Origin of the sequence: Azospirillum sp. A1-3, from assembly GCF_023806445.1 — a bacterium.
In the GTDB taxonomy this organism is placed as follows: domain Bacteria; phylum Pseudomonadota; class Alphaproteobacteria; order Azospirillales; family Azospirillaceae; genus Azospirillum.
In genome coordinates this window covers 382,501-408,156 of the sequence record NZ_JAMSLU010000004.1, presented here as the reverse complement: position 1 = coordinate 408,156, position 25,656 = coordinate 382,501, and the positions used below count along the sequence as shown (strand labels likewise).

Below are 25,656 nucleotides of genomic sequence, written 5' to 3'. Positions count from 1 at the left end.
ATGGGACACATCAGCTACACCGACCTCAGGAACAATCTTGCCAGCGTAATGGACGAGGTCTGTGACAGCCGTGCGCCGTTGACCGTCACCCGTCAGAAGGGACGGTCGGTGGTGATGATTTCCGAGGAAGAGTTCGAGGGACTGATGGAGACGCTTCATCTCCTGAAAATCCCCAAGAACGCGGAACGGCTGCTCAAGGGCATCGCCCAACTTGATGCTGGCAAAGGCATCGAGCGAGACATTCTGAATGAAGAAGGTTTGGACTGACGGCGCTTGGGAGGATTACTTATATTGGCAGAAAAACGACCGGGCCGTGTTGAAGAAGGTCAACGACCTGATCCGCGACACGGAGCGGAACCCTTTTTCTGGGTTGGGCAAGCCTGAACCATTGAAGGAGGGGCTTGCCGGCTGGTGGTCGCGCCGCATCACGGGCGAACATCGGCTGGTCTATCGGGTGACCGGAAGCGGCGACGCCCAGGCACTCGAAATCCTCGCCTGCCGGTATCATTATTGAGCCGCCATGAAGGCCGCCCCCTGTGGGCGGCCTTTCTTCATCTGCGAGCGGGGATCAGAAGCTGTTCCGCTCGTGGTAGGTCTGCAAAAACTGCTGCACCCGCGGTTCGGTGGATTCGTGGAAGACCTCTCGCGGGGTGCCGAAGGCGGCAATGCGGCCGCGGTCGAGGAAGGCGACCTTGTCGGCGACGTTGGCGGCGAATCCCATCTCGTGGGTCACCACCACCATGGTCATGCCGTCGGCGGCCAGATCGCGCATCACCTGCAGCACCTCGCCCACCAGTTCGGGGTCGAGCGCCGAAGTCGGCTCATCGAACAGCATCAGGTGGGGTTCCATCGCGATGACGCGGGCGATGGCGACGCGCTGTTGCTGACCACCGGACAGGCGGGCGGGGTAGCTGTCGGCCTTGGCGGCCAGACCCACGCGGTCCAGCATCCGGCCGGCATGCGCGGCTGCCGACGCCTTGTCCATGCCGCGGACTTGCACCAGTGCCTCCGCCACATTCTCCAGCGCGGTCATGTGGGGCCACAGGTTGAACTGCTGGAACACCATGCCGACGTTACGGCGCAGGCTGCGCAGGTCGCGGTTCGACAGGCGGCGGCGCGGCGTATCCTCAGTATAGCCGACCAGCCTGCCTTCGATGCGGATCTCGCCGCGGTCGTAGACCTCCAGGAAGTTGATGCAGCGCAGGAGCGTGCTCTTGCCCGATCCGCTGGGGCCGATCAGGCAGACGACCTCCGACTTGTTGACCGTCAGGTCGATGTCGCGCAGCACCTCGTTGGTGCCGAAGCTCTTGCCGACACCGCGGATCGAGACCATCGGCACGGCATCGGCGGCGGTCGGGGAACGCGACGGGGTGGCGGTTTGGGAAACGGCGGTCATCACGCCCTCGCGGTTGCAGTCTCGGTCGACGACCCCTGCGGCGAGGCATGGGTCAGGAAACGGGTGACGCGTGCCTCCAGCCGGCGGCCCAGGCGCGACACCACCTCCACCAGCAGCCAGTAGAACAGCGCCATCCCCAGGATGGTCTCGAAGGTGGCGAAGGTCTCCGCCGCCATCGTCTGCATCTCGTACATCAATTCGGGCACGGTGATGATCGACAGCACCACCGTCTCCTTAGTCAGGATCGCCATCATGTTGACGATGGCCGGGATGGTCGACACCAGCATCGCCGGCACGATCACCCGGCGCAGGATCGAGCCGTAGGACATGCCGAGGCTGAGCGCCGCCTCCACCTGTCCTTTCGGCACCGCCTGATAGCCGGCGCGGAAGATCTCGGCGAAGTACGCGCTGCCGTAGATGCCGAGGCCGAGGATACCTGCGGTCGTCGCCTCCAGCCGCAGGCCGATGGACGGGCCGCCGCTGTAGAGCAGGAACAGCTGGATCAGGAAGGGCGTGCCGCGGATCACCTCGATATAGGCGCGGATGACCCAGCGCAGCGGCTTCACCGGCACTTGCCGCAGCAGCATCAGCACGAAGCCCAGCGCCATGCCGATCAGGCAGCCGGCTGCCCAGCACAGGATGGTGACACCGAAGCCGCGCAGCAGCGCCGGGCCGTACTGGACGAGAAGGGAAAGGTCCAACATCGGGTCAGGCCTGTTGCAGGCGGCGTTCGACCAGCGTGCCGAACAGGGCCAGCGCGCCGTTGATCACCAGATAGATGAGGCCGGCCGCCAGATAGATCTCCAGCGGGCGGTAGTTGCTGGCTGAAATGGTCTGGCTGGTCCGCGTCAGCTCCGCCACCCCGACGACGGAGATCAGCGACGACGCCTTCAGCAGCAGGATCAGTTCATTGACCAGCGCGGGAACCGAGATGCGGAAGGCCTGCGGCAGCAGGATGCGCGTCCAGATCGACTGGGCGGGGAACCCCAGCGCAAGTGCCGCTTCCGATTGGCCGTGCGGGACGGCGTTCAGGGCGCCGCGGTAGATCTCCGACACATAGGCGCCGGACGCGAGGCCGAGCGCGGCGACGGAGGCGACCAGCGGCGGCACGTCGATGCCGATCAGCGGCAGCATGTAATAAATCAGCAGAAGCTGGATCAGCAGCGGCACGCCGCGGAAGAAGCTGACATAGACGCCGCCGGCCATGTCGGCCGCCCGGCCGCCGGACTGGCGCGCGACGCAGACGACGACACCGATCACCTGCCCCAGCAGCACGCCGAGCAGCGAGACCCAGATGGTCGTGACGGCCGCCCCCAGCAGATAGGGAAGGGCGTCGATGATGACGCTGAACTTCATCGAGTGGGCCTTTGATTACGGCGGAGCCGCGACCTATCCCCTCTCCCCCCGGGGAGAGGGTTAGGGTGAGGGGGATGCATGGTGTGGATGGGGGAAGGAGCGGCGCTCTGCATTTCCAGCAGAGGCACGCTGCGCATCCCCCTCACCCCGACCCTCTCCCCGGGGGGGAGAGGGAGAAATCGGGACTTACGTTACAGCTGCGGTTCCGGAACGGTGGTCGGCAGGTCCTGCGACACGCCGAACCACTTCTTCTGGATGGTCGCCATGCGGCCGTCCTTCTGGATCTTCACCAGGGCGGCGTTGACCGCTTCGATCAGGCTCTTGTCATTCTCGTCCAGGCGGCCGACCCAGGAGAAGTAGGACGGCTTGCCGAAGGGCGGCAGGACGACGGCGAAGGTGTCCTTGCGCTTGGAAGCGGCGAAGTTCAGGTTCGGCAGCGAGTTGACCGAGGCGTCGACGCGGCCGGCGGCCAGATCGGCGTAGGACTGGTTGCTGTCGACGTACTCACGCACGTCCGGCGGGGTCGGCAGGGTCTGGCCGAACTCCTTCACCTGCGCCAGCTGCGAAGTGCCCTTGCCGCCGCCGACCTTCTTGCCGGCGATGTCTTCCGGCTTGTTGATGGTCTTGTCGTCGGCACGCTTCATCAGGGCGGCGGTCGCTTCCGAAATCGGAACGGTGAAGGCGTAGCGCTTCACGCGCTCCTTCGTGATGGTGACCGGGGCGATGACCAGATCGAACTTCTTGGCTTCCAGACCGGGCAGCACGCTGGTCCAGGGCAGGTCCATGTACTTGGCCTTGACGCCCAGCTCCTTCGCCACCTCGTCGATCAGGTCGCGGTCGACGCCCTTGTATTCGTTGTTCTCGAGGAAATCGAAGGGCGGGAACTGCATTTCGGTGGCGACGGTCAGGACGCCCGCCTTCTTCACGTCGGCCAGCGTGTCGGCCATCGCCGTGCCGGCGGCGGCACCGGCGACCAGCATCGTGGCGCCCAGCAGCGCCGCCTTGACCATCGTCCGAACCATAGCCTTGCTCTCCATCATGAACAGACCCCCTGTTGCGGCCGGCGGCTGTCGCCGGTCCTTTTGTGTTTACAAATTCAACTCTGTCGCGCTGTCGGTGATCGACGACCCGCTGAGGCTGAAGCGGTCGCCCACCGACAGGAAGTGCACCAGCGTCACCGGCCGGCTGAGATGCATGGTCTGCCGCCTGATCGACAGGCAGGCTGTGCCGGCCTCCACCCCCAGCAGTGCCGCCATCTCCGCCGTGGCGTTGACCGCCCGCACGGTATGGTCGGCCGACGACCAGGGAACCCGGTCGACCAGCCAACGGCTGGGTGCCACGACGTCGAACGGTTCGTCAACCACCTCCGGCACGACGTCGAGGTTGACGAGGCGGCGTTCGTGCTGGATCGGCGTCCCATCGCTGAAATGCAGGCATTCCAGAGTCAGGATCGGTGTTCCGTCGGGCAGGTCCGGCCAGCGGATGCCTTCGCCGTTGCGCAGCGTCCTGCGGTCGCGGATGCGGAATTCGTAGACACGCCCCTCCCGCGCAACCACGTCGCCGATGTCCTCGATGGGCAGGGCGAAGCGGTCGCGGCGGCTGGTGGCGACGAAGGTGCCGGCGCGGCGGCGGCGGACCAGGAACCCTTCCCGCGCCAGCAGGGCGATGGCCTTGTGCACGGTCTGGCGGGAGACGCCATAGAGGCTCGACAGTTCCGCCTCGTTGGGAAGCCGCTGGCCGGCCTGCCAGCGTCCGCGCAGGATCTGGCCGGCGACGGCGCGCTTGATCTGGTCGAACAGGGGGCCGCGGCCATCCAGGGCGCCATCCAGCGAGCCGCCGGGGCTGCTGTCCAGGGGCAGGCCGCCCTGCACCGGATCGCCCGGCTGGGAAGCCGGTGCACCGCTGCGGTCCTGTCCGGTCAGGCCTTGCCTTACCAACCCCTGCACCCCGCTCTCCGCGCAGCGTTGCGATGTGACGTTTCGGCGATAATGTATGTACATAATCTTTCGGTCAATCGCGAATTCCCGGACTTGGTCCTGGCCCGTTGTCCACCATGCTGCGGTGCGGCGGATTTCTGCCTATCCGCTTCGCAAGGGCTTGCGCATCCGTTCAAAAAAGCCAATTGGAGAGCGGGTTTCGCTGTGTTGAAGGTTCGAGTGCGTGCATGTCGGTCGGATTGGGCAAGGAAGGGTTGAGGGGGCCGGTGGCGGAGGTGCGTGACGATCTCGTCGCCTGCCACGACTGCGGACGCCTGCACCGCATCCGTCTGCCGGCACCGGGCCGCCGGGCCGAATGCACCCGCTGCGGGGCGGTGCTGTTCCGGCACAGCCGGGGCGGGCTGCACCATGCGCTGCCGGTGGCGATCGCCGGCGCCCTGCTGCTGCTGCTGATCGTCGCCAATCCACTGATGGGCGTGAACATCCAGGGCAACGACCGGACCAGCCTGGTCGTCACCGGGGTCGAAACGCTGGCGGACCAGGGCATGTGGCCGCTGGCGCTGCTGGTCGGCGCGCTGGTGCTGGCCGCCCCCTTCGCCCGCAACATGGCGGTCATCGCCGTTCTGCAGCGCCTGCACGAAGGGCGCCCGCCCACCCATGTGCGGGAGACGGCGCGCCTGTTTGCCTGGGCCGAGCGGTTGCGCCCGTGGGCGATGCTGGACGTCTTCCTGCTGGGGCTCCTGGTCGGCTATTCGCGGCTGAAGGGCTTCGCCAATGCCGAATTCCTGTCCGGCGGGCTGGCGCTGGGCGGTTTCGTGCTGGTCCGCACGCTGATGGACCTGTCGCTCGACAGCCGCCGGATCTGGCAGGCCATCGACCATGTGCCGCCGTCCGGCGCGCCGGCGCCGGCGCGCTGGGTCGCCTGCAGCGTCTGCCAGCGCATCCACGGCTGCGACCACGGCCCGGCGCCGGAGCGTTGCACCCGTTGCCACAGTCGCCTGCATCCGCGCGAACCGAACAGCCTGGAGCGCACCGCCGCGCTGGTGACGGCAGGCGCGGTCCTTTACATCCCGGCCAACCTGCTGCCGGTGATGACCGTCATCAATTTCGGCCAAGGCGCCCCCAGCACCATCCTCAGCGGCGTGCACGAGCTGGCGGAGGCCGGGTTGTGGCCGCTGGCCATTCTGGTCTTCGTCGCCAGCGTCGCCGTGCCGGTGTTGAAGCTGGCGGGGCTCGGCTGGTTCCTTCTGGCCGCGTGGCGGCGTTCGGCCGCGAGGCTGCATGCCCGGACGCGGCTGTACCGTATCATCGACGCCATCGGGCGCTGGTCCAACATCGACGTGTTCATGATCGCCATCCTCACGGCCCTGGTGCAGTTCGGCGCCGTCGCCTCCGTCCGCGCCGACCCCGGCGCCGTCGCCTTCGCCTCCGTGGTCGTGCTGACCATGCTGGCGAGCCATGTCTTCGACCCGCGCGTGATGTGGGACCGGGCGGAGGAGGGCGCACCCGATCCGGCTCCGGACGAACAGGCGGGGGTGGCGCGGCATGGCTGACGAGACTCCGGGCGGCCATCCGCCAGAGGTCGCTATGCCGACGCGCCGGCGGCTGTCGCCCTTATGGATCCTGCCGCTGGTGGCGGTGCTGATCGCCGGCTGGCTCGGCTGGCGCTGGTACGAGGAGCGCGGGCCGCAGATCATCATCACCTTCCAGTCCGGCGACGGGCTGGAGGCCGGACGCACCCGCATCAAGCACAAGAACGTCGATCTGGGCGTGATCGAATCGGTGCGGCTGTCCGACGACCTGTCGCAGGTGATCGCCACCGCCCGCATGGACCGCACCGCCACCCGCCACCTGAAGGAGGGCACCCGATTCTGGATGGTGGCGCCGCGCCTCAGCCTGGGCGGGGTGTCCGGGCTCAGCACCGTGGTGTCCGGCACCTATGTGGAGATGGAGCCGGGCGGCGGCGACGATCGGCGGGAGTTCGACGCGCTGGACGAGCCGCCGGTGATCCGCGCCGACGTGCCGGGGCGCAGCTTCAACCTGAAAACGGAACAGCTGGGGTCGCTGGCCCAGGGCTCCCCCGTCTATTTCCGCGGCGTCCAGATCGGCGAGGTGATGGGCTACAACCTGTCGCCGCAGGACCGCACGGTATCGGTGTCGGTCTTCGTCCGCGCGCCATACGAGGGGCTGGTGCATGAGGGAAGCCGCTTCTGGCGATCGTCGGGGATCCAGTTCTCCGCCGGGGCCGACGGCATCAAGTTCCAGACCGAATCGCTGAAGTCGCTGGCGCTGGGTGGCGTCGTTCTGGAAACCCCGCCCGATCCGGAGGCCGGGGAGCAGGCCAAGGACTGGGACACCTTCACCCTCTACGAGGATCAGGCGTCGGCCGCCGCAGCGCGCGACCGGTTGCGCGTGCGCTACCGGCTGGAATTCGCGGGCTCGGTTCAGGGGCTGCAGGCCGGCGCGCCGGTGCTGATGCGCGGCCTGACCGTCGGCCATGTCGCCGCCGTGCGGCTGGAGTATGACGAGAACAAGCAGGAGCTGCACATTCCCGTCGACATCGACATAGAACCCGATCTGGTCGCCCGGACCTATGCCGTGATCGACGGCAAGCCGATGGACGAGGCGGCGGTGCGCAAGCTGGTCGCCACCCAGGTCACCAAGGGGCTGCGTGGCCGGCTGGCGTCCGGCAATTTGCTGACCGGGCAAAAGCTGGTGTCCTTCGACTACGAGCCCGGCAACCCGCCGACGGCGCCGGGGACCGAGCGGTCGGATCTGCCCACCGTCGCCTCCAGCGACCTCGACTCCCTGACCCGGTCGGCCGGGCAGGTGATGGACAAGGTGGCGGCGCTGCCGCTCGACGCGCTGCTGGCCGATCTGCGCGGCACCTTGCAGTCGATCAGCGGTGTCGCCGGCTCGCCGGACCTCGCGCGCTCGCTGGCGGCGCTCGCCAAGGCGCTGGGCAGCGCCGACACGCTGATGCGCGACGCCGACCGGCAACTGCCGCAGTTGGTGAAGAGCCTGCGCGGCGTGGCGACCGCGGCCCAGGGCACGTTGAACAGCGCCAACGGGCTGTTGGGCGGCGGAGGCGGACAGGCCGATCTGGCCGGCGTGATGCGGCAGTTGAACGACGCTGCGCGGTCCTTCCGCGTGTTGGCCGACTATCTGGAACGCCACCCGGAGGCGCTGCTTCGGGGCAAGAGGTAACGGAATGGGGAGGAAGGGGTGATGGATTGGGTGCGCGGATTGCGGAACGCCGCGCTGGCGGCGCCGCTTCTCGTGCTGGCGGCCTGCCAGTCGACGCCGGAGAGCCGGCTCTACACGCTGGCGGTGGTGCCGCCCGCCGGCACGGCGCAGCCCGCCCGGTCCGCGCCGCAAATGCTGGCGTTGGGGTCGCTGGACCTGCCGATGCTGATCGACCGGCCGCAGATCGTCCGCCGGATCGACGGCAACCGGGTGGAGACGCTGGAGTTCGACCGTTGGGCCGAACCGCTCGCCGACGGGCTGCGCTCCACGTTGGCCGGCGATCTGTCGGCACGTCTGCCGGGCACGACGGTGCTGCCGACGGCCGGAAGCAATGTGGGGGAGGGAACGGCGGTGCTCGCCGTCACCGTGCTGCGCTTCGACGCCGACGCCACCGGCCGCGTGGTTCTGGATGCGCAATGGAGCCTGTCGCCGGGCACCGGCGGACGCAAGAGCGGCCCGACGCGCGAGACCGTGGAGGTGCCGTCCGCCGGTACCGGACCCGATGCCCAGGTCCGGGCGATGAGCCAAGCGGTCGGGACGCTGGCCGACCGCATCGCCACAGGCGTGCGGCGCTGACCTTCCGGCCGGCGCCGCGTCCCGCACCCGGTCCGCGTGATCAGACGGTCGCCGGTTCGACCATCAGCGAGCGGACCGCGGCGACCACTGCATCGGCCTGCGGCACGAAGGCTTGCTCCAGCGGGAAGCTGGCCGGGGCCGGCGCGTCCGGGCCGGTCAGGCGCAGTACCGGTGCCCGCAGGCTGGCGAAGGCCTTTTCCGCCACCAGGGCGGCGATCTCCGCACCGACGCCGCACAGCCGGCTAGCCTCATGCACCACCACCAGCCGGCCGGTCTTGGCGACGGAGCGCAGGATGGCGTTCTCGTCCAGCGGCTTCAGGCTGCGAAGGTCGATCACCTCCGCATCGATGCCGGCGGCGGCCAGCGTGTCGGCCGCGGCCATGCAGATGCCGACCGTCTTGGCGTAGGACACCAGCGTCACGTCGCGGCCCTCGCGCCGCACCGCCGCCTTGCCCAGTGGGATGGCGTCGGCATCCTCCGGCACCTCGCCGGCGCTGTAGCCGAGCGCGATGTCGGCGAAGACCAAAACCGGGTTGTCGTCGCGGATCGCCGATTTCATCAGCCCCTTGAAGTCGGCGGGGGTGGAGGGCATGACGATCTTCAGGCCGGGGCTGTGGACGAACCAGCTTTCGACATTGTGGTTGTGCTGGGCGCCGACTCCCCATCCGGCGCCGGTCATTGCCAGCACCACCATCGGAAACTTGAACTGCCCGCCGGAGATGTAGCGCAGCTTCCCCGCGCTGTTGACGATCTCGTCCATCGCATAGCACAGGAAGGGGGCGAACAGCAGGTCCACCACCGGGCGCAGGCCGGTGGCGGCGGCCCCGGCGGCGGTGCCGGCGATGATGCCCTCCGCCAGCGGGGTGTTGCGGACGCGGGCGGCGCCGAACTCCGCGAGCAGGTCGTGGCGCTTGGTGGCGACGCCCTCGCCGAAGATCATCACGGTGGGATCGAGCCGCATCTCTTCGGCCAGGGCGGCGGAGATCGCGTCGTTGACGGTCATGGTGGTCATGATGGTGGGCCTCCGCTCAGGCGTAGACGTCGGTGGTCAGGGCTTCGAGGCCCGGATAGGGGCTGGCGTCGGCGAAGGCCGTTGCGGCCTCCATCGTCGCGCGGACGCGGGCTTCGATGGCGGCGACGGCCTCGGCGGTCAGGCGGCCTTCGCGCTCCAGTCGGGCGCGCAGGCACAGGATCGGGTCGCGGTCGCGCCAGTGGGCCAGCTCGGCCTTGTCGACATAGCCCTGGTCGTCCGGCTCGAAATGGCCGCGCAGGCGGTAGGTCATCGCCTCCAGCAGGAAGGGCTTGCCGGTGCGGCGGATGGTGTCGATGGCGGCGCTGGCCGCATCGAACACCGCCAGCGGATCGTTGCCGTCGACCACCGCGCTCTCCACCCCCAGCGCCGCCGCCTGTCCGGCGATGCCATCGGCCAGCATCGTCTCCTTGCGGTGGACGAAGGCCTGCCACTGGTTGTTCTCGCAGACATAGAGGATCGGCAGCTTCCACACCGCGGCGAGGTTCAGCGATTCCTGGAAGCGCCCTTCGGTGGCGGCCCCGTCGCCGAAGAAGCAGGCGACGATGCCCAGCTTATTCAGCATGCTCCGCGACAGCCCGACGCCGGTCGCCAGCGCCAGTTCGCCGCCGACGATGGTGGAGGTCAGCACGACGCCCAGCTCCTTGGCGGAGATGTGCAGCGACCCGCTCTTGCCGCCGCAATAACCGTCCTGCTTGCCCATCACCTCCGCCAGCATGCGGCCGGGATCGGCGCCGCGGGCCAGCAGATGGCCGGCGCTGCGGTGGTTGGTCAGGATCAGGTCATCGGCGGTCAGGGCCGAGACGACGCCGACGGCCGGCGCCTCCTGCCCCACCGAGGTGCAGGTCCCGGCAGCGCGCCCGCGTCCGTGCAGGTCGATCAGCGTTTCTTCATAGGCCCGGATCAGCATCATGCGTTCCAGGGCCTGGACGGGGTCCAGTGGACGGATGGTCATGGTGGCGGTCTCCCTGAATTGGGGACCGTCCGGATGCGGGGATTCTTCTTCGCGGCGCCCTCATGCCCGCACTTCATCGAAGCGGCGGGGCATGTGGCGATGTTGCATTCCGAACGGCCTGTGTTCGGAAGCGACCATAAGCGCGCTAATCGGCTTTCGGGTACTAACTGTTTCTTACGGGAATGCTAAAAGAATATTAAGTGTCTCACGCAAGATAACTATCTGAAATATCGCGGCTTTTCAGCATTGCGACCAGCGTGCCAGCCACCTGGCCAGACGGTCGAATCCGGCATCGATCACCACGGCAAGCGCGGCAACGATCAGAGCGCCCTGGATGACGTAGGCCTGATTGGATCCGTTCAGCCCGACGATGATGGGCAGGCCGAGGGTCTTGGCGCCGACGGTCGACGCGATGGCGGCGGTGCCGACATTGATGATGACGGCGGTGCGCACGCCGGCGAGGATTACCGGGGCGGCCAGCGGAAGCTCCACCCTGAACAGTACCTCCGCCGGTCCCATGCCAAGGCCACGGGCGGAGTCCAGCACCGCGGCCGGAACGCCGTCCAGCCCGGCCACCGTGTTCTCCACCACCGGCAGCAGGGCGTAGAGCGTCAGCGCGATCAGCGCCGGCTCCGACCCGAAACCCATCACCGGTACCGCCAGCGCCAGTACCGCCACTGGCGGAAAGGTCTGGCCCATAGTGGCGACGGTCTCCAGCAGGCCGCGGAACTCCCGCCCCCAAGGGCGCGTGACGGCGATGCCCGCCCCGCCGCCGAGCAGGATGGCGGCGAGGCTGGAGATGCCGACCAGCGCCATGTGGTCGAGGGTCAGGCGGACGAAGCTCTCCGCCTCGTACAGCGGGCGGTCCAGGCCGGGATAGAGCGTGGCGAACAGCGGCTTCAGCGATGGCATGCCCAGCACCAGCGCCACCAGCGCCACCATACCCAGCATCAGCCGGTCGGTCAGAAGCTCGCGCGGGGCCATGCCGGCGACGGTCATGCCGTCCCACCCGTGTTGGGACGCACGAGGTCGGACAGGTGCAGCACGCCGGCCGGCCGGCCGTCGCCGTCCACCACCGGCAGCCGTTCGGTGCCGCGGGCGACCATCTCCGACAGGGCGCGGTGCAGCGGGGTCTCGGAAGCCAGCGGTTCGCCGGCCGCGCTTTCCTGCCGGCGGGCGCGGTCGCCGACCGTCTCCACCGCCAGCCGCTTCAACCCCCATTCCTCGCGCCCGACGAGGTCGCGCACCAGCGGACTGGCGGGGCGGGTCAGGATGTCGAGCGGGGAGGCGCATTGGATCAGCCGGCCATGGTCCATCACCGCGATGCTGTCGCCCAGCCGCAAGGCCTCGTCCATGTCGTGGGTGACGAAGACCACGGTGGTGCCGGTGCGGCGGTGGATGGCCGAAAGCTCCGTCTGCAGGCTGGCGCGGGTGATCGGGTCGAGCGCGCTGAACGGCTCATCCATCAGCAGGATGCGCGGTTCCGCCGCCAGCGCGCGGGCGACGCCGACGCGCTGCTGCTGCCCGCCGGACAGCTGGTGCGGATAGGCGCCGCGGTAACGGCGGGGGTCGAGGTTCAGCAGTTCCAGCAGCTCGGTCACCCGGTCGCGGATGCGCGCCTTGGGCCAGCCGAGCAGTCCGGGGACGGTGGCGATGTTGCGCTCCACCGTCCAGTGCGGGAACAGCCCGACCGACTGGATGACGTAGCCCATGCGCCGGCGAAGCTCCTCCGGCTTCAGCGAGGCGATGTCCTCGCCGTCGATGCGGATGGCGCCCTCATCGGCCGGGATCAGCCGGTTGATCATCCGCAGCACCGTCGATTTGCCGGAGCCGGACGGGCCGATCAGCACGCGGAACTCCCCTTCCGCCACGGTGAAGGACACGGCATCGACCGCCGTCCAGGAGCCGAAGCGCTTGGTCACGCGCTCGAAGTCGATCATGGCGCACTCCTTCCCGGCAGAACGCCGATGCGGTGGGTGGCGGCGGCGATGCCGATGGACAACAGGGCGTCGGCCGCCACCGCCAGCAGAATGACGGGAACGGCCCCCAGCAGCACGAGGTCCAGCGCGTTGGCGAAAAGCCCCTGGAACATGATGGCACCCAGCCCGCCGGCGCCGATCAGCGCCGCCACCGCCGCCAGCCCGACCGCCTGGACCACGGTGATGCGCAATCCCGACAGGAAGACCGGCAAGGCCAGCGGCAGGTCGACGCGCAGGAAGATCTGGCGCGGCGTCAGCCCCATACCCCTCGCCGCCTCCCGCACCGGGGCGGGCACGCCGTCGAGCCCGACCGCGGTGTTGCGGACGATCGGCAGCAGCGAATAGAGGGTCAGCGCGATCACCGCCGGCAGCGGACCGACCCCGCTGATTCCCGATCCCGGCAGCATGGTGCCGAGTGCGGCCAGCGGCGCCATCAGCAGCCCGAACAGGGCGATGGACGGCACCGTCTGCACCACGTTCAGGATCGGGAACACCGCGCGTCCGACCGCCTGCACCCGGTGAGCCGCGACGCCCAGCGGTATGCCGATCAGAAGCGTCGGGACCAGCGCCGCCACCACCAGCATGGCATGGCGCAGCACGGCGTCGGCGAACACCTCACGCCGGTTGGCGTATTCCTTGAGGATCGACAGCGCGTCGAGATGGCCGGACGCCAGCTGAAGCGCCACCAGCCCCGCGATCGCCGCGCCGACCGTCATCCGGCCGACGGCGCCCAGCCCCAGTCGGCGCGCGGCATCGACCGCCGCCAGCAGACCCGCCGCGGCCATCACCCAGAAGCCGGAGGCGAAGGAAGTCCGAGCCGCCGCGGACGCCCCCTGCGCCAGTGCCGCCGCCTCGGCGCCCGCCAGCCAGACCAGTCCGGCCGTGAACAGCCCGCCGGCCGCGACGGTCAGGCCGACGCCGAAGCGGGTGGGCCGCAGGAAGGGCGTCGCCAGCAGGACCAGCCCCGGCAACAGGGCCAGGACCCCGCCCAACCCCTGCACCGCGCTCCACAGCGGCACCGGCCGTCCAGACAGCAGACGGTTCGGCGCGAAGCCGAGGAACGGCAAGGCGACGGCGCCGACCAGAGCGGCCAGCGCCATCAGCAGGGCGACGCGGTTGTGCAGGCGCAGGCGGCTGGTCACGTCGTCGGCTTACTTCAGGAAGCCCTTGGACTTCAGATAGTCGGTGGCGACCTGCTTCTGGTCCTGCCCGTCCACCGAAATCTTGGCGTTCAGACCGCGCAGCGTCTCGGCGTCCAGGCTGGCAAAGACCGGGTTCAGCAGGTCGGCGATCTTCGGGTTGGCGGTCAGCACCGAGGCACGGACGGTCGGCGCCGGCTCATACACCATCTGCGCGCCCTTGGTGTCTGCCAGCACGATGAGGTCGAGGGCCGCGATGGCGCCGTCGGTGCCGTAGACCATGGCGGTGTTGACGCCGGAGGTCTGTTCCGCCGCCGCACGGATGGTCGCGGCGGTGTCGCCGCCGGCCAGCACGAGCATCTGGTCGGGCTTCAGCGTGAAGCCGTAGGTCTGCTGGAAGGAGGGCAGGGCCGCCGGGCTCTCCACGAACTCGGCAGAGGCGGCGACCTTCGCCTTGCCGCCGCCGCCGACCCATTTTGCGAAATCCTCCATCGTCTTCAGCTTGTTGGCGTCGGCCACGTCGTGGCGGACGGCCAGCGCCCAGGTGTTGTTGGCGGGGGCCGGCTTCAGCCAGACGATGTCGTTCTTCTCCTTGTCGAGCTGGCGGACCTTGTCATAGCCGGCGCCGGCCTTCTTCCAGACCGGATCGCTGTCGATGTTGAAGAAGAAGGCGCCGTTGCCGGTGTATTCGGGATAGATGTCGATCTCGCCGGACAGCAGCGCGCCGCGCACGATCTTGGTCGGACCCAGCTGGATCTTGTTCTCCGTCGGGATGCCGTTGGCCTGCAGCACCTGGAGGATCATGGTGCCGAGCAGCCCGCTCTCCGCGTCCAGCTTCGACCCGACGCGGACCGCATCCGCTGCCTGCGCCGTTCCGGCGACCAGCCCGAATGCCAGCGCCGCCGCCCCTATGATGGCGCGACCCTTGTTGAAGATCGTGAACACCCCTGGACCTCCCCCTGAAAGTATTGGGGAAAGGATGGGTGACGGCGCCGCTTACGGCAAGCCGCGCTTTTCGTCTGTCCGGTCCCGGATATGCGTTTCAGCCTATTCCGCGGAGGAACTTCCCATTGCCATGGGCTGTTGTCCGGGAAACCGCAACAGGAGGACCCGATGTCCCAGGGCGACAAGGACAAATATACCGACAAGCAGAAGCGCAAGGCCGAGCATATCGAGGAAGGTTACGAAAAGCGCGGAGTCTCCCACGACGAGGCCGAACGGCGGGCCTGGGCGACTGTCAACAAGCAGGACGGCGGCGGCAAGAAGGGGGGATCGGGCGACAAGGCTTGAACGGTCGTCGCCCGACTGACCTCGGCGGGTTACAGGTTTTCGATAATCCTGTCGGTGGTGGTCACCTCGCAGAACTCGAAGCGCAGCGTGGCGACATGGACGGCGTGGACCTGCTCCGCCGGGATTGTCCCGCCCTGGCCGTTCGGCAGTTCGAAACAGTCGCAGGCGTCGGTCACCAGGGTGATCGGCCATCCCATGTTGGCGCCGGTGCGGATCGTGGTCGAAACGCACATGTCGGTCGAGATGCCGAACACCACCAGCCGTTCGATGCCGAGCCGGCGCAGCCGCAAATCCAGGTCGGTGCCGATGAAGGCCGAGTTGACGCTCTTGCTGACCACCGCCTCAGTGTCCAGCGGTTCGAATCCCTCGCGGAAGCGGTTGCCGGGCTGGCCAACGCGAAGGGTGGAGGCCGGCTCCACCGAATCGTGACGCACATGGATCACCGGCCGGCCACTGCGCCGCCAGGCTTGAAGAAGGCGCAGACCGTTGTGATCGGCCGCGCGGTTCCAGCGCCGCGGCCAGGAGGGCTCGTCAAAGGCGCGCTGCATATCCACCAGCAGCAGAAGCGAGGCGTCCGGTAGCAAGGTCATTGGATACTCCGTGCAAATCGTCCATGGTCCCTGTCCGTTAAATTCCGCCGAAAGGCTGCCGGTTGCAGCCCGGCAAGATGCCGGCCGACCGGCATTTCGCCGCCGGGCGTCAGCGCGGAAAACGAGGGTCGTGGGGACGGGGATGGACGAGAAGGACAGGCTTCTGCTGACGGCCTTGCGCAAGGACGCTCGCCGCACGCTGGTGGCGCTGGCCCGCGATGTCGGGCTGTCGCGCAGCGCCACCCAGGAACGTCTGGACCGGCTGCTGAAGTCGGGCGTCATCCGGGGCTTCACGACCGTAGAGGACGGCCCGGCCGCCGACGGTGTCGCCGCTTATTTCCTGCTGCGCCACGAGGCCGGGCGGAGCTGTGCCCAGCTGGTTCCCAAGCTGCGGAGGATCCCCGGCATCGTCGCGATGGACGCGGTTGCCGGGGCCATCGATCTGGTCATCCGGGCGGAAGCGCCCGACATGCGTGGCATCGAGACCATCCGCGCCGCCATCGCCGGACTGCCCGGCGTGGCCGACGTGACGACGCAGATGGTGCTCGAACGGTTCTTATAGCGATAGGAGGTCAGGCGCCGCGATAGGTCCACTCCGTCCCCAGAGCCGCAGCGTCACGGTCGCGCAGCACCGCAACGTCGGCATGGGCGGGTGACAGCTCGCACACCGGGTCGGTTGCATCCGCGCTGCCCGCCAGCGCCAATGCCTGACAGCGGCAGCCGCCCCAATCCTCTTCCTTATGGTCGCAGGATTGGCAGGGCTCCGGCATCCAGTCGGTGCCGCGGTAACGGGTGAAGGCCGGGCCGTCGCGCCAGATGTCGGACAGGCTGCGGTCGTGCACCGTCTCGAACTCCATCCCCGGAATCGTCTCCGCCGCATGGCAGGGCAGGACCCGGCCGCGCGGGTTCACGTTCATGAAGCGGCGCGCCCAGCCGCCCATGCAGCTTTTCGGCCGGCGGGCGTAATAGTCGGGCACGACGTAATCGACCACGATCCGCCCGGCCAGCTCCGGCAGGCGGGCACGCACCGCGGCGTCCATCGCCAGCAGCTGGTCGCGCGACGGCATCAGCGCCGCGCGGTTGGCGAGCGCCCAGCCGTAATACTGCACGTTGGCGATTTCGATCCGCCCGGCGCCGAGATCCATCGCCAGATCGATGACGTCATTCACCCGGTCGATGTTGTGGCGATGCAGCACCGCATTGATGGTCAGCGCCAGACCCTGCCGGACCACCGCCCGCGCAACCTCCAGCTTCTTCACATGGCCGCCCTTGAAGCCGCCGACGCGGTCGGCCCCGATGGCTTCGGAGTCCTGCAGGCTGATCTGCACATGCTGAAGCCCGGCCTGCTGCAACCGCTCCAGCCGCGGCTGGTCGAGCAGCACGGCCGAGGTGATGAGATTGCTGTAGAGCCCGATTTCCGTCGCGTGGGCGACCAGCTCCTCCAGATCCTTGCGGACGCAGGGCTCGCCGCCGGAGAAATGGACCTGCAGGGCGCCGACGTCGGCCGCCTCGTCCAGCACGCGCTTCCAGGTGGCGGTGTCCAGCTCGGCGCTTGCGGGGTCGAGCGCCACCGGGTTGGAGCAGTAGGGGCAGCGCAGCGGGCAGCGGTGCGTCAACTCCATCAGCACGGCGAAGGGCGGGGCCGGTTCGGCATTGGAAGCGGCGGCGAAGGCGGGCAGGGCGCAGCTCATTGGACGCACCTCCTGGGGCACCTCATGTGACGACATAGCCCTTGTTGCGCAGGTCGGTCAGCATCTCCAGCACGTCTGCGGCGACCTCGGTGCGCGGGGCATCATATTCCACGGTCAGCCGGTCGATGCCGGCCGCCACGTCGGCGATTTCCGGCCCGACGCAGGCGCGGACAATCGCCAGCGCCATCTCGTCCAGCACCAGAAGCCGCTCCGGCCCCATCAGCATCCACTGCTCGCGGCGGCGGTCATTGCGCAGCATGACGCCGGGAGCCAGCCGCAGCCGGTCGGTCTCGGCCAGATGGGGAGCGATCGCGTTCACCGGCTGTACCGCGTCGGTTCCATGTCCGCCGGCACGAAGGCGCCGGGCGGGATCAGGTTGGGGGTGACATAGGCATGGTGCAGGGCGTCCAGCTGCGCCCACAACAGCTCCGTCTTGAAGCGCAGGGCGCGCAGGCATTGCCGCTGCTGTTCGGCCGTCTTGGCGTTGGTCAGCACATAGTCCAGCCCGAACTCCAAGTCGCGTGGCGCCTCGTCCAGTCGCTTGCGGAAGTAGGACAGCGTGCTGTCGTTGGCGAAGGCATAGTTCTGCTCGAAGCCGGCGATGCGCTCGCGGTGGATCGACGGCGCGAACAGCTCGGTCAGCGAGGACGCCACCGCCTCCAGCAGCGAATGGTCACGGACGAAATTGACATAGGCGTCCACTGCGAAGCGGGTGGCGGGCAGGATGCCTTCCAGCGACTTCACATAGTCGCGATCGAGCCCCAGCCCGTCGGTCAGCCGCAGCCAGCGTTCGATGCCGCCGACCTTGGTCTCGTCCAGTTCGCCGGTCTGGGTCAGCCCGTCATGATCCAGCACGCGCTGCATCCAGGCGCGGCGCAGCGCCGGGTCGTCCATGCGCGACATGATGGTCAGATCCTTGCGCGGGATCGACACCTGGTAATAGAAGCGGTTCAGCGCCCAGGCCTGGATTTGCCCCTTCTGCAGCTTGCCGCCGTGGAGCAGCTGATGGAACGGGTGAAGGTCGTGATACTGCCGCTCGCCGATGGCATAGAGGGCGGCGCGGAACTCCTCGCGGGACATCACTTCAGTCATAGGGTCAGCTCCAGCCCATCATGGGCGATGCGCCAGCCGGCCGCCTCGGCCTCCGCCCGTTCGGGCGAATCCTCCAGCAGGGCGGGGTTCGTGTTGTTGATGTGGATGTAGATCTTGCGGGCGACATTCAGCGGCGCGAAGGCGGCCATGCTGCCAGCATGCCCCGACATCGGCATATGGCCCATCCGCGCCGCCGTCTTGATGCCGGTGCCGCTGCGGATCATCTCGTCGTCGGTCCAGGTGGTGCCGTCGAACAGCACCAGCGGCGCACCGAACAGCCGGTCGGCCAGCCAGTCCGGCATCCCGGCGCAGCCGGGGATGTAGAAGAAGCCGTCGCTGGAACCGTCGGTCGGACGGATGCGCAGCGCCACCGTGTCCTCGGCGACGGAACCGAAGCCGGGGCCGGCGGAGGCATCCTCCAGATAGAGCGCCACCTTGCCGGGCACCGCGAAGGCTTCCACCTCCAACCCCAGCGGGCGGCCATCGGCCCCGGCGGGCTGGAAGGGCTGGCCCAGTGCCATCGGCCGGCGGGCGACCAGTTCCGGGTTCAGCACGTTGAAGACGCTGTTGGCGGCCAGCACGCCATGGACGCGCGGCGTGGCATAGACGGCGAAGGGGTGGGATTCGCGCAGAGTCAGAAGCCCCGCGACATGGTCGATGTCGGCGTTGGTCAGCAGGGCCGCGCTGATCGGATTGCCGCGCAAGGCCCCTTGGGGATGAAGCTGCGGGCTGGCGAGCAACTGCGCGCCGAGGTCGGGCGAGGCGTTCAGCAGCAGCCAGCGTTCGCCGTCGGCGGTGACCGCGAGCGACGATTGGGTGCGCGGCTTGGCCGCCGGGTCGCCGGAACGGGCACGGCGGCATCCCTCGCAGGCGCAGTTCCATTGCGGGAAGCCCCCGCCGGCCGCCGAACCGAGTACGAGAATCTTCATGGCCACCGTCTTATGCACGGTCTTGAAAGAGAAGGGCCGGGGAAGAGGATGTCACGCCGTGGCTTCCCCGGACCCGTATCGTCCGGCTTACAGGCCGGCGCAGGCGTAGGCGTTGATCTCGGTGCCGACGGCGATCTCGGTGGTCTTGGGTTTGCGCCAGGTCTTCATCGCGTGATACTCCTGCTTGCTGACTGTTGCTGACCATGATGGTTGGCAAGATGAAGAGTAGCGGTCCGGGGCGGCCGACCGCCATGCTACCATGGTGTAATCCGCCACCTCTTTCGGCGCCGGACCACCTGCGGCGTCAGGGCGCGCCGGTAGCCGGCGGCGGCAACGGATGCGCCTCCTCCGTCGGCAGACCGGCCTCCATCCAGCCGTCGATGCCCGTCGGGTACCAATGGACCCGGGCATATCCAAGCAACACTGCCCGCTTGGCCGCGTTCCACGACAGCCAGCAATCGGACAAGCAGTAGAACAATAGATCACGCGCCCGGTCGCCGCCGGTCAGGCGGTCCAGATGGGATTCGAACCAGCCGAGCGTCGCCGCGTCCGGTGTGCCGACGCCGACATTGGGCAGCCAGACGCTGCCGGGGATCTGCCGGTAGGGCTTCGATTGCAGCCAGGGACCGCCGGGCAGCGTGCTGCGCTCCAGCCGCTGGACGAAGATCGGGACGACGTGGCCTCGTGACAGCAGGGACTGGACGGCGGGGGTGTCGACCGTTTCGGCTCCGGCGACGCCGTCCGGCGTGGGGGAGCGATAGTCGGATAGGCGATAGCCGTCGGGCTGCGGCACACCAGCGGCGAGGGCAGGGGTTGTGAGGAGCGTGAGGGCGAGGAGGAGAGTGGCGATTTTTGGGAGGTTTCGCCCCCTCCGGCTTGGCCCCCTCCCTACCCCTCCCCCGCTACGCGGGAGAGGGAACTCCGCAGCTTTGCCACCTAACTCCCTCTCCCGCAAAGCGGGGGAGGGTCGGGGAGGGGGCAGCACTGACCCAATCCAGACTGTCAGTAGCACAAGCCCCTCACCGCCGGTCGGCCAGCACGCGGTTGGCGATCACCACCGCCTGGGTGCGGCTGTAGACCTTCAGCTTCTGCAGGATCGCGGAGACATGGGCCTTCACCGTCGTCTCGGTGATGCTGAGGTCGAAGGCGATCTCCTTGTTCAGCTTGCCGGTGCCCAGCAATTCCAGCACCCGCAACTGCTGCGCTGTCAGCGTGGCGATGCGGCGCGCGATCTCCGCGGTCTCCGCATCTTCCGGATCCTCGGCGCCGTCCTCGTCGGTGGCGGAGGGCGGAACATAGAGTTCGCCGTTCAGCACCTGCCGCAGCGCCGCGGCGATGGCGTCGCGCGGGGTCGATTTGGGGATGAAGCCGGCGGCCCCGCTCTCCATCGCCTCGCGCACCCAGCGGCGCTCCTCATGGGCGGAAACGACGACGACCGGGGTGGCCGGAAAACGCTGGCGCAAGGTACGCAGCCCGCCCAGGCCGTTCATGCCCGGCATGTTGACGTCCAGCAGAACGAGGTCGAGGTCGCCCCGCTCCTCCAGCGCCTGCATGACGCTGTCGAGCCGGTCCGCCTCCATCACGTCGGTGGCTTGGCAGGAATAGAGCACCGCGCTGCGCAACGCATCGCGCACCATCGGGTGATCGTCGGCAATCAGGATCCGGGTCATGGCCTGCGGTTCCCTGCGCAGCGGAAGATGGAACGAACTGCGGGACAACTTCCCGCATCCATTGTGTCAGACCGAAATGGGGAGGTGCAATACCGCGAAAGGCATCAATTGTTTTGTGTGCGAACATGTCGCAGTGCCATCGCATGGGCCTCCTTCAACTGGACCTAGCCATCATTCCTCGTGGACGGTCTCCAGCCAGGAGCGGATTGCCCAAAGAGCCTCCTGTCCCAGCGCCTCGCCGAACTTCGGCATATAGGTCACGCCGTTGCGGATCGAGCCGTTGGTGACGCGCTCCTTGAACCACTCGTCGCCGGCGTCGCCCTTTTCCAGATAGCGCAGGTCGGGAGCGATGCCGCCGGACACCGCACCCAGCCCATGGCAGCGCGCGCAATTCTGGTTGAAGGCCGATGCGCCGATCTCGATGGCGCGCTCGTTGCCGCGATAGGGATTGCTGTCCCGCCACGTCTCGCCCAGCTTCTCCAGCCCGGTGGTGTCGACCGGCTGCGGGGTGACATCGCCATGGGCGAAGACCGGACCGGCGAGGCCCGTCGCCATCAACCCGGCGAGAGCGAAAGGCGCCAGACGGCGGAGGCGATTGGGCGGCGTGGCGGACCTGTGCGTCATCTGTGCGTCCTCTTCCTGCATCCGTCTTTCGGGATCCCGCTTGCCGTCCTGCCGCCGATCCCGGTTTCGCGGGTGCGCAGGACGGTTGCCGATTCTGATTGCGGCCGAGGATAGCAATCGTTCGTTTGCGTAATTATTCGACGATGGTACAAGAGCGACCCGCGCGGCCACGCTCATGCCAGCCCGTCTTGGTCGATGGTCGGATGACGCATGCGGCATGCCGCCGGCCGGCGGTCATCATGGACAGGGCCGTCAGGGCCAGGGTCGTCAGGTCAAGGGAGGCAGTCGTCCGGCATTGATCGCCGCCTTCACCTTGGCCAGTTGCCGCACCGCCGGGTCGCCCAGCCGCAGAGCCACGCCGGTCGACAGCACGTCGATCAGCGTCAGATGTACCAGCCGCGAGGCCATAGGCGTGTACATCTCGGTGTCCTCCACCGGCTGGCTGGCGATGACCACGCTCGCCATCGCCGCCAGCGGAGAACGCGGTGCTGTGATCGCCACCACGGCAGTGCCCTGCGCCCGCGCCGCCGCCGCCAGTTCGTTGATCGTCCCGCTGCGCCCGGTGTTGGACAGCGCCAGCAGCACCCCGCCGGCCGCCATATTGACCAGCAGCATGCGTGCCAGCACCGGATCGGCACAGGGTTGGGCGTCGGCGCCAAAGCGCAGCAGCTTGTGCGCCGCGTCCTGGGCAAGCGCGCTCGACCCGCCGGTGCCAACGCACAGCACGCGCGGCGCATCCGCCAGCAGCGCGATGGCCCGCTCCAGCGCCCCGTCATCGAGCGCGGCGGACGCGGCGGTCAGGGCGGCGGCACTCGATGAAAAAATTTTTCGCGCCAGAGTGCCGACATCATCGTCCGGCGCCACATGCTGGCTGACATAGGGGGTGCCGCCGCGCACCTCGTCGCGCAATGCGTCGCGCGCCTGCGATTCGGCCAGCCGCAGCTTGAAGTCCGGGAAGCCGCCGCAACCGACGCTGCGGCAGAAGCGGACGACCGTCGCCTCGCTGACCTCGGCAGCCTGAGCCAGCGAGGTGACATTGAGGTCGAGCACCCGCCGCGGGTCGCTCAGAACCAGATCGGCGATCTGCCCTTCCGACCGTTTCAGGTCGCCCCGCAGCCGGCGAACCTCTTCCAATATGTCCATTGGTGCAGGATTGGCGGCTGCGCTGTTGACCGGGGGTGCCATGACGTAAAGTTAACTCCCTGGATAGGGCGGACCTGCTGGTGGCCGGACAGGCGCGGTGCTGCAAGGGACGCTCCTGTCACTATGAAGAATTTTGCCGTGCATGGCGAGAAAACCCGCTGCGCCACTCCATATATGAAAAAAATTTTCTTCACAGCCCGTCCCCTCAGGCGTATGGTCCGTTCCGGAAATCATCGCCTCCCACAAACGGTCGAGACGCGATCATGAGCAAGCCCGCCCCCCTGAATTCTGTCGTTGCCCGCGTGACGGAGCGCATCGCCGAGCGCAGCCGCGACCGCCGTACCGCCTATCTGGCGCGGCTGGAAAGCGCCGGCGGGAAGCCGCGCCGCCACCGCCTTGGCTGCGCCAACCTCGCCCACGCCTTCGCCGCCTGCGGGGCGAACGACAAGGCGGCGCTGCGCGGCGAGACCCAGCCGTCGATCGGCATCGTCACCGCCTACAACGACATGCTCTCGGCCCATCAGCCCTACGAGCGCTATCCCGCCATGATCCGCGAGTCGGTGCGCACGGCCGGCGGCGTGGCGCAGGTCGCCGGCGGCGTGCCCGCCATGTGCGACGGCGTCACCCAGGGCTATGAGGGGATGGAGCTGTCGCTGTTCAGCCGCGACGTCATCGCGCTGGCGACTGGCGTCGCGCTGTCGCACGCCACCTTCGACGGTGTGCTGTGCCTGGGCATCTGCGACAAGATCGTCCCCGGCCTGATGATCGGCTCGCTCGCCTTCGGTCATCTGCCGACGATCTTCGTGCCCGCCGGCCCGATGCCGTCCGGCCTGTCGAACGCCGACAAGGCCAAGGCGCGCCAGCTCTACGCCCAGGGCAAGGTCGGCCGCGAGGAACTGCTGGAGGCCGAGTCCAAGTCCTACCACGCGCCCGGCACCTGCACCTTCTACGGCACCGCCAACACCAACCAGATGCTGATGGAGATCATGGGCCTGCATTTGCCGGGCGCCAGCTTCGTCAATCCCAACACGCCGTTGCGCGACTTGCTGACCGATGCGGCGGCCCGCCGTGTGGTGGAGATGACCACGCCCGGCGCCGGCACCCCCATCGGCCGCATCGTCGATGAGCGCGCGCTGGTCAACGGCATCGTCGGGCTGCTCGCCACCGGCGGCTCGACCAACCACACCCTGCACATCCCGGCCATCGCCGCCGCTGCGGGCATCGAGTTGAACTGGGAGGATTTCGCGGAACTGTCTGCGGTCGTCCCGCTGCTGGCCCGCGTCTATCCCAACGGCACCGCCGACGTGAATCGCTTCCATCAGGCCGGCGGCATGCCCTTCATCATCGGCCAACTGATCGATGCCGGCCTCGTCCACACCGACATCTCGACCATCTATGGCGAGGGCGGTCTGGAGCCCTATCGCAGCATGCCGGAACTGGACGAAGGCGGCGCCCTGACCTGGACCCGTTCGGCCGCCGACCAGAGCGGCGACCCGGCGGTCGTCGCCACCACCGCGGCTCCCTTTGCGGCCGAAGGTGGCCTGCGCGTGCTGACCGGCAATCTCGGCCGCGGCGTCATCAAGATCTCGGCGGTCAAGCCGGAGCATCGCTTGGTGGAGGCCCCGGCCCGCGTCTTCGACAACCAGGAGGCCGTTCAGGCCGCCTTCCGCGCCGGCGAACTCGACCGCGACGTGATCGTCGTCGTCCGCTACCAGGGGCCCGGCGCCAACGGCATGCCGGAACTGCACAAGCTGACCCCGCCGCTGGGCGTGCTGCAGGACAAGGGCTTCAAGGTCGCGCTGGTGACCGACGGCCGCATGTCCGGCGCATCGGGCAAGGTGCCGGCCGCGATCCACGTCACGCCGGAGGTGAAGGGTGGCGGTCCGCTCGGCCGTGTGCGCGACGGTGACATCCTGCGGCTGGATGCGGAGGCCGGGATCTTGAACGCCCTGGTCGATGCCGCCGAGTGGGAGAGCCGCGGCGCTCCCCCGCCGCCGAGCGAGGATGCCTCCCACGGCTGCGGACGGGACCTGTTCTCCCTGTTCCGCAACAACGCCGGCCCGGCGGAGAGCGGCGCGTCCGTCCTCAACCTGCTGGGCTGAAACCTGCCGGGCTGATCCGGCAGAGGAAAACCCTGGAACCTTGGGCCTGGATCGGGCCATGCCGGCCCGCATTGTGACCGGCCCATCCCTGTGGCACCATGACGCACGGGCTGATCCAACGCACCGTGCCATCGACGTCGAGAGGTCCGAAGATGCCCCCGCGCTCCACCGTCGCAGCTCCCGTACTGCCTCCCTTCGACTATACGGTGTTCGGCGGCACCGGCGATCTGGCCCTGCGCAAGCTGCTGCCGGCGCTCTATCTGCGCGACAAGGCGGGGCAGGTGGCCGACGGCAGCCGCATCATCGGCGTCTCGCGCAGCCCGCTCGCCCCGTCGGACTACCGCGCCAAGGCGGAGGAGGCGATCCGGGAGCATGTGCCGGCGGACGAACGCGACACGGCGGTCATCGCCCGTTTTCTTGAGCGGCTGGATTATGTGCCGGTCGACGTCACCTCCGACGATGGCTGGGTCGAGCTGGCGGACCGGCTGACCAATCCGCCGCCGCGCAGCAACGATGCGGTCCGCATCTTCTATCTCGCCACCTCTCCCAGTTTGTTCGGCCCGGTCAGCGACCAGCTGCGCGCCTTCGGTCTCGCCACCCCGGATTCACGCGTTGTGCTGGAAAAGCCGATCGGCCGCGACCTCGCCTCGGCGCAGGACATCAACGACCGCGTCGGCGCCGTCTTCACCGAGCCGCAGATCTACCGCATCGACCATTACCTCGGTAAGGAGACGGTGCAGAACCTGCTGGCCCTGCGCTTCGGCAACTCCCTGTTCGAGCCGCTGTGGAACGCCGACCACATCGACCATGTCCAGATCACCGTCGCCGAAACGGTCGGGGTGGAGGAACGCGGCGGCTATTACGATCAGTCCGGCGCGTTGCGCGACATGGTGCAGAACCATTTGCTCCAG

The 25,656-nt window shown here is 68.3% G+C and carries 30 protein-coding genes (1 of these 30 only partly in view); 9 read left to right on the top strand and 21 right to left on the bottom strand.

Annotated features, from left to right (window positions below):
- Both M5E06_RS23215 and M5E06_RS23210 read left to right on the top strand, forming a co-directional pair.
- Positions 1-267: a type II toxin-antitoxin system Phd/YefM family antitoxin gene (locus M5E06_RS23215; RefSeq protein ID WP_252140212.1), complete on the top strand. Its 267-nt coding sequence runs from the start codon at positions 1-3 to the stop codon at positions 265-267.
- The gene (locus tag M5E06_RS23210) at positions 248-514 is read left to right on the top strand and encodes a Txe/YoeB family addiction module toxin (protein ID WP_252140211.1); all 267 of its coding nucleotides are present in this window, start codon (positions 248-250) and stop codon (positions 512-514) included. The genes M5E06_RS23215 and M5E06_RS23210 overlap by 20 nt, the downstream gene beginning before the upstream one ends.
- Positions 515-568: 54 nt before the next feature.
- Here the strand turns inward: M5E06_RS23210 and M5E06_RS23205 are convergent, their stop codons facing one another.
- The 5 genes from M5E06_RS23205 to hutC all read right to left on the bottom strand — a co-directional run bounded on the left by M5E06_RS23205 (position 569) and on the right by hutC (position 4,698).
- A complete protein-coding gene (locus M5E06_RS23205; protein WP_286208933.1) occupies positions 569-1,396 on the bottom strand; it encodes an amino acid ABC transporter ATP-binding protein in 828 nt (275 codons plus the stop codon).
- Positions 1,396-2,100: an amino acid ABC transporter permease gene (locus tag M5E06_RS23200; RefSeq protein ID WP_252140210.1), complete on the bottom strand. Its 705-nt coding sequence runs from the start codon at positions 2,098-2,100 to the stop codon at positions 1,396-1,398. The genes M5E06_RS23205 and M5E06_RS23200 overlap by 1 nt, the downstream gene beginning before the upstream one ends.
- 4 nt (positions 2,101-2,104) lie before the next feature.
- Positions 2,105-2,752 (bottom strand): amino acid ABC transporter permease, encoded by a 648-nt coding sequence (locus M5E06_RS23195; protein ID WP_252140209.1) that lies wholly within the window; start codon positions 2,750-2,752, stop codon positions 2,105-2,107.
- Positions 2,753-2,943: 191 nt separating this feature from the next.
- Positions 2,944-3,792 carry a transporter substrate-binding domain-containing protein gene (locus tag M5E06_RS23190; protein WP_252140208.1) on the bottom strand — a complete coding sequence of 283 codons (849 nt, stop codon included), beginning with the start codon at positions 3,790-3,792 and terminating at the stop codon, positions 2,944-2,946.
- A 48-nt stretch (positions 3,793-3,840) separates the two neighbouring features.
- Positions 3,841-4,698: a histidine utilization transcriptional repressor HutC gene (gene hutC, locus M5E06_RS23185; RefSeq protein WP_252140207.1), complete on the bottom strand. Its 858-nt coding sequence runs from the start codon at positions 4,696-4,698 to the stop codon at positions 3,841-3,843.
- Between the two features lie 218 nt (positions 4,699-4,916).
- Here hutC and M5E06_RS23180 point away from each other — a divergent pair, with 218 nt between their 5' ends.
- Genes M5E06_RS23180 through M5E06_RS23170 form a run of 3 tightly spaced genes read left to right on the top strand, consistent with a single transcriptional unit; the run spans position 4,917 to position 8,511 of the window.
- On the top strand, positions 4,917-6,242 hold the full coding sequence (locus tag M5E06_RS23180) for a paraquat-inducible protein A (RefSeq protein ID WP_252140206.1): 1,326 nt from the start codon (positions 4,917-4,919) through the stop codon (positions 6,240-6,242).
- Positions 6,235-7,896 carry a PqiB family protein gene (locus M5E06_RS23175; protein ID WP_252140205.1) on the top strand — a complete coding sequence of 554 codons (1,662 nt, stop codon included), beginning with the start codon at positions 6,235-6,237 and terminating at the stop codon, positions 7,894-7,896. The genes M5E06_RS23180 and M5E06_RS23175 overlap by 8 nt, the downstream gene beginning before the upstream one ends.
- Before the next feature lie 21 nt (positions 7,897-7,917).
- Positions 7,918-8,511 (top strand): PqiC family protein, encoded by a 594-nt coding sequence (locus M5E06_RS23170; RefSeq protein ID WP_252140204.1) that lies wholly within the window; start codon positions 7,918-7,920, stop codon positions 8,509-8,511.
- Positions 8,512-8,551: 40 nt separating this feature from the next.
- Here the strand turns inward: M5E06_RS23170 and M5E06_RS23165 are convergent, their stop codons facing one another.
- From M5E06_RS23165 to osmF, 6 genes are all read right to left on the bottom strand, one after another.
- The gene (locus M5E06_RS23165; RefSeq protein ID WP_252140203.1) at positions 8,552-9,523 is read right to left on the bottom strand and encodes an alpha-ketoacid dehydrogenase subunit beta; all 972 of its coding nucleotides are present in this window, start codon (positions 9,521-9,523) and stop codon (positions 8,552-8,554) included.
- Positions 9,524-9,539: 16 nt separating this feature from the next.
- Positions 9,540-10,496 carry a thiamine pyrophosphate-dependent dehydrogenase E1 component subunit alpha gene (locus M5E06_RS23160; protein WP_252140202.1) on the bottom strand — a complete coding sequence of 319 codons (957 nt, stop codon included), beginning with the start codon at positions 10,494-10,496 and terminating at the stop codon, positions 9,540-9,542.
- A gap of 240 nt (positions 10,497-10,736) precedes the next feature.
- Positions 10,737-11,495, bottom strand: a complete 759-nt coding sequence (locus M5E06_RS23155) for an ABC transporter permease (protein ID WP_286208931.1) — start codon at positions 11,493-11,495, stop codon at positions 10,737-10,739.
- Positions 11,492-12,436 (bottom strand): ABC transporter ATP-binding protein, encoded by a 945-nt coding sequence (locus tag M5E06_RS23150; RefSeq protein WP_252140201.1) that lies wholly within the window; start codon positions 12,434-12,436, stop codon positions 11,492-11,494. Before M5E06_RS23150 ends, M5E06_RS23155 begins: the two co-directional genes overlap by 4 nt.
- Complete coding sequence (locus tag M5E06_RS23145; protein WP_252140200.1) at positions 12,433-13,617, bottom strand: ABC transporter permease; 1,185 nt, start codon at positions 13,615-13,617, stop codon at positions 12,433-12,435. Before M5E06_RS23145 ends, M5E06_RS23150 begins: the two co-directional genes overlap by 4 nt.
- A gap of 9 nt (positions 13,618-13,626) precedes the next feature.
- Complete coding sequence (gene osmF / locus M5E06_RS23140) at positions 13,627-14,559, bottom strand: glycine betaine ABC transporter substrate-binding protein OsmF (protein ID WP_353654357.1); 933 nt, start codon at positions 14,557-14,559, stop codon at positions 13,627-13,629.
- A gap of 168 nt (positions 14,560-14,727) precedes the next feature.
- Between osmF and M5E06_RS23135 the strand changes: the two genes are divergently transcribed.
- Positions 14,728-14,904: a hypothetical protein gene (locus M5E06_RS23135; protein WP_169054941.1), complete on the top strand. Its 177-nt coding sequence runs from the start codon at positions 14,728-14,730 to the stop codon at positions 14,902-14,904.
- A gap of 29 nt (positions 14,905-14,933) precedes the next feature.
- On the opposite strand, the gene M5E06_RS23130 is transcribed toward M5E06_RS23135, so the two are convergent.
- On the bottom strand, positions 14,934-15,494 hold the full coding sequence (locus tag M5E06_RS23130; protein ID WP_252140199.1) for a cysteine hydrolase family protein: 561 nt from the start codon (positions 15,492-15,494) through the stop codon (positions 14,934-14,936).
- A gap of 130 nt (positions 15,495-15,624) precedes the next feature.
- Here M5E06_RS23130 and M5E06_RS23125 point away from each other — a divergent pair, with 130 nt between their 5' ends.
- On the top strand, positions 15,625-16,056 hold the full coding sequence (locus tag M5E06_RS23125; protein ID WP_252140198.1) for an Lrp/AsnC family transcriptional regulator: 432 nt from the start codon (positions 15,625-15,627) through the stop codon (positions 16,054-16,056).
- Positions 16,057-16,066: 10 nt separating this feature from the next.
- Here M5E06_RS23125 and pqqE read toward each other — a convergent pair whose 3' ends face one another.
- The 9 genes from pqqE to M5E06_RS23080 form a co-directional block, all read right to left on the bottom strand.
- Entirely contained in the window at positions 16,067-17,185 is a 1,119-nt protein-coding gene (gene pqqE, locus M5E06_RS23120; protein WP_252140197.1) for a pyrroloquinoline quinone biosynthesis protein PqqE, read from the bottom strand.
- 22 nt (positions 17,186-17,207) lie between these two features.
- Positions 17,208-17,504 (bottom strand): pyrroloquinoline quinone biosynthesis peptide chaperone PqqD, encoded by a 297-nt coding sequence (pqqD, locus tag M5E06_RS23115; protein ID WP_252140196.1) that lies wholly within the window; start codon positions 17,502-17,504, stop codon positions 17,208-17,210.
- Positions 17,501-18,277 carry a pyrroloquinoline-quinone synthase PqqC gene (gene pqqC, locus M5E06_RS23110; protein WP_252140195.1) on the bottom strand — a complete coding sequence of 259 codons (777 nt, stop codon included), beginning with the start codon at positions 18,275-18,277 and terminating at the stop codon, positions 17,501-17,503. Before pqqC ends, pqqD begins: the two co-directional genes overlap by 4 nt.
- Complete coding sequence (gene pqqB, locus M5E06_RS23105) at positions 18,274-19,206, bottom strand: pyrroloquinoline quinone biosynthesis protein PqqB (RefSeq protein WP_252140194.1); 933 nt, start codon at positions 19,204-19,206, stop codon at positions 18,274-18,276. The genes pqqC and pqqB overlap by 4 nt, the downstream gene beginning before the upstream one ends.
- Before the next feature lie 87 nt (positions 19,207-19,293).
- Entirely contained in the window at positions 19,294-19,374 is an 81-nt protein-coding gene (gene pqqA, locus M5E06_RS36090) for a pyrroloquinoline quinone precursor peptide PqqA (protein ID WP_014249839.1), read from the bottom strand.
- 136 nt (positions 19,375-19,510) lie between these two features.
- Positions 19,511-20,056: a rhodanese-like domain-containing protein gene (locus M5E06_RS23095; protein ID WP_353654362.1), complete on the bottom strand. Its 546-nt coding sequence runs from the start codon at positions 20,054-20,056 to the stop codon at positions 19,511-19,513.
- A gap of 169 nt (positions 20,057-20,225) precedes the next feature.
- Entirely contained in the window at positions 20,226-20,876 is a 651-nt protein-coding gene (locus tag M5E06_RS23090) for a response regulator (RefSeq protein WP_109153670.1), read from the bottom strand.
- Between the two features lie 171 nt (positions 20,877-21,047).
- The gene (gene pedF / locus M5E06_RS23085) at positions 21,048-21,500 is read right to left on the bottom strand and encodes a cytochrome c-550 PedF (RefSeq protein ID WP_252140192.1); all 453 of its coding nucleotides are present in this window, start codon (positions 21,498-21,500) and stop codon (positions 21,048-21,050) included.
- Between the two features lie 267 nt (positions 21,501-21,767).
- Positions 21,768-22,685, bottom strand: a complete 918-nt coding sequence (locus M5E06_RS23080; RefSeq protein WP_252140191.1) for an SIS domain-containing protein — start codon at positions 22,683-22,685, stop codon at positions 21,768-21,770.
- A gap of 221 nt (positions 22,686-22,906) precedes the next feature.
- Between M5E06_RS23080 and edd the strand changes: the two genes are divergently transcribed.
- Positions 22,907-24,745, top strand: a complete 1,839-nt coding sequence (gene edd, locus M5E06_RS23075; protein ID WP_252140190.1) for a phosphogluconate dehydratase — start codon at positions 22,907-22,909, stop codon at positions 24,743-24,745.
- Positions 24,746-24,897: 152 nt separating this feature from the next.
- Positions 24,898-25,656 carry the 5' portion of a glucose-6-phosphate dehydrogenase gene (gene zwf / locus M5E06_RS23070; RefSeq protein WP_252140189.1) on the top strand. 762 nt of this gene lie beyond the right edge of the window, so 759 of the gene's 1,521 nt are visible here — the first part of the coding sequence; its start codon is at positions 24,898-24,900; its stop codon lies off the right edge, out of view.

Coding starts and splice junctions, on each gene's coding strand:
- M5E06_RS23215 (WP_252140212.1), top strand. CDS start 1: ATGGGACACATCAGCTACACCGACCTCAGGAACAATCTTGCCAGCGTA.
- M5E06_RS23155 (WP_286208931.1), bottom strand. CDS start 11,495: ATGACCGTCGCCGGCATGGCCCCGCGCGAGCTTCTGACCGACCGGCTG.
- M5E06_RS23210 (WP_252140211.1), top strand. CDS start 248: ATGAAGAAGGTTTGGACTGACGGCGCTTGGGAGGATTACTTATATTGG.
- M5E06_RS23135 (WP_169054941.1), top strand. CDS start 14,728: ATGTCCCAGGGCGACAAGGACAAATATACCGACAAGCAGAAGCGCAAG.
- pqqA (WP_014249839.1), bottom strand. CDS start 19,374: ATGAAGACCTGGCGCAAACCCAAGACCACCGAGATCGCCGTCGGCACC.
- M5E06_RS23165 (WP_252140203.1), bottom strand. CDS start 9,523: ATGACCACCATGACCGTCAACGACGCGATCTCCGCCGCCCTGGCCGAA.
- M5E06_RS23090 (WP_109153670.1), bottom strand. CDS start 20,876: ATGACCCGGATCCTGATTGCCGACGATCACCCGATGGTGCGCGATGCG.
- pqqC (WP_252140195.1), bottom strand. CDS start 18,277: ATGACTGAAGTGATGTCCCGCGAGGAGTTCCGCGCCGCCCTCTATGCC.
- M5E06_RS23170 (WP_252140204.1), top strand. CDS start 7,918: ATGGATTGGGTGCGCGGATTGCGGAACGCCGCGCTGGCGGCGCCGCTT.
- M5E06_RS23175 (WP_252140205.1), top strand. CDS start 6,235: ATGGCTGACGAGACTCCGGGCGGCCATCCGCCAGAGGTCGCTATGCCG.
- M5E06_RS23190 (WP_252140208.1), bottom strand. CDS start 3,792: ATGATGGAGAGCAAGGCTATGGTTCGGACGATGGTCAAGGCGGCGCTG.
- edd (WP_252140190.1), top strand. CDS start 22,907: ATGAGCAAGCCCGCCCCCCTGAATTCTGTCGTTGCCCGCGTGACGGAG.
- M5E06_RS23130 (WP_252140199.1), bottom strand. CDS start 15,494: ATGACCTTGCTACCGGACGCCTCGCTTCTGCTGCTGGTGGATATGCAG.
- M5E06_RS23205 (WP_286208933.1), bottom strand. CDS start 1,396: ATGACCGCCGTTTCCCAAACCGCCACCCCGTCGCGTTCCCCGACCGCC.
- pedF (WP_252140192.1), bottom strand. CDS start 21,500: ATGACGCACAGGTCCGCCACGCCGCCCAATCGCCTCCGCCGTCTGGCG.
- M5E06_RS23150 (WP_252140201.1), bottom strand. CDS start 12,436: ATGATCGACTTCGAGCGCGTGACCAAGCGCTTCGGCTCCTGGACGGCG.
- M5E06_RS23200 (WP_252140210.1), bottom strand. CDS start 2,100: ATGTTGGACCTTTCCCTTCTCGTCCAGTACGGCCCGGCGCTGCTGCGC.
- M5E06_RS23080 (WP_252140191.1), bottom strand. CDS start 22,685: ATGGCACCCCCGGTCAACAGCGCAGCCGCCAATCCTGCACCAATGGAC.
- M5E06_RS23180 (WP_252140206.1), top strand. CDS start 4,917: ATGTCGGTCGGATTGGGCAAGGAAGGGTTGAGGGGGCCGGTGGCGGAG.
- pqqE (WP_252140197.1), bottom strand. CDS start 17,185: ATGAGCTGCGCCCTGCCCGCCTTCGCCGCCGCTTCCAATGCCGAACCG.
- M5E06_RS23195 (WP_252140209.1), bottom strand. CDS start 2,752: ATGAAGTTCAGCGTCATCATCGACGCCCTTCCCTATCTGCTGGGGGCG.
- pqqB (WP_252140194.1), bottom strand. CDS start 19,206: ATGAAGATTCTCGTACTCGGTTCGGCGGCCGGCGGGGGCTTCCCGCAA.
- M5E06_RS23160 (WP_252140202.1), bottom strand. CDS start 10,496: ATGACCATCCGTCCACTGGACCCCGTCCAGGCCCTGGAACGCATGATG.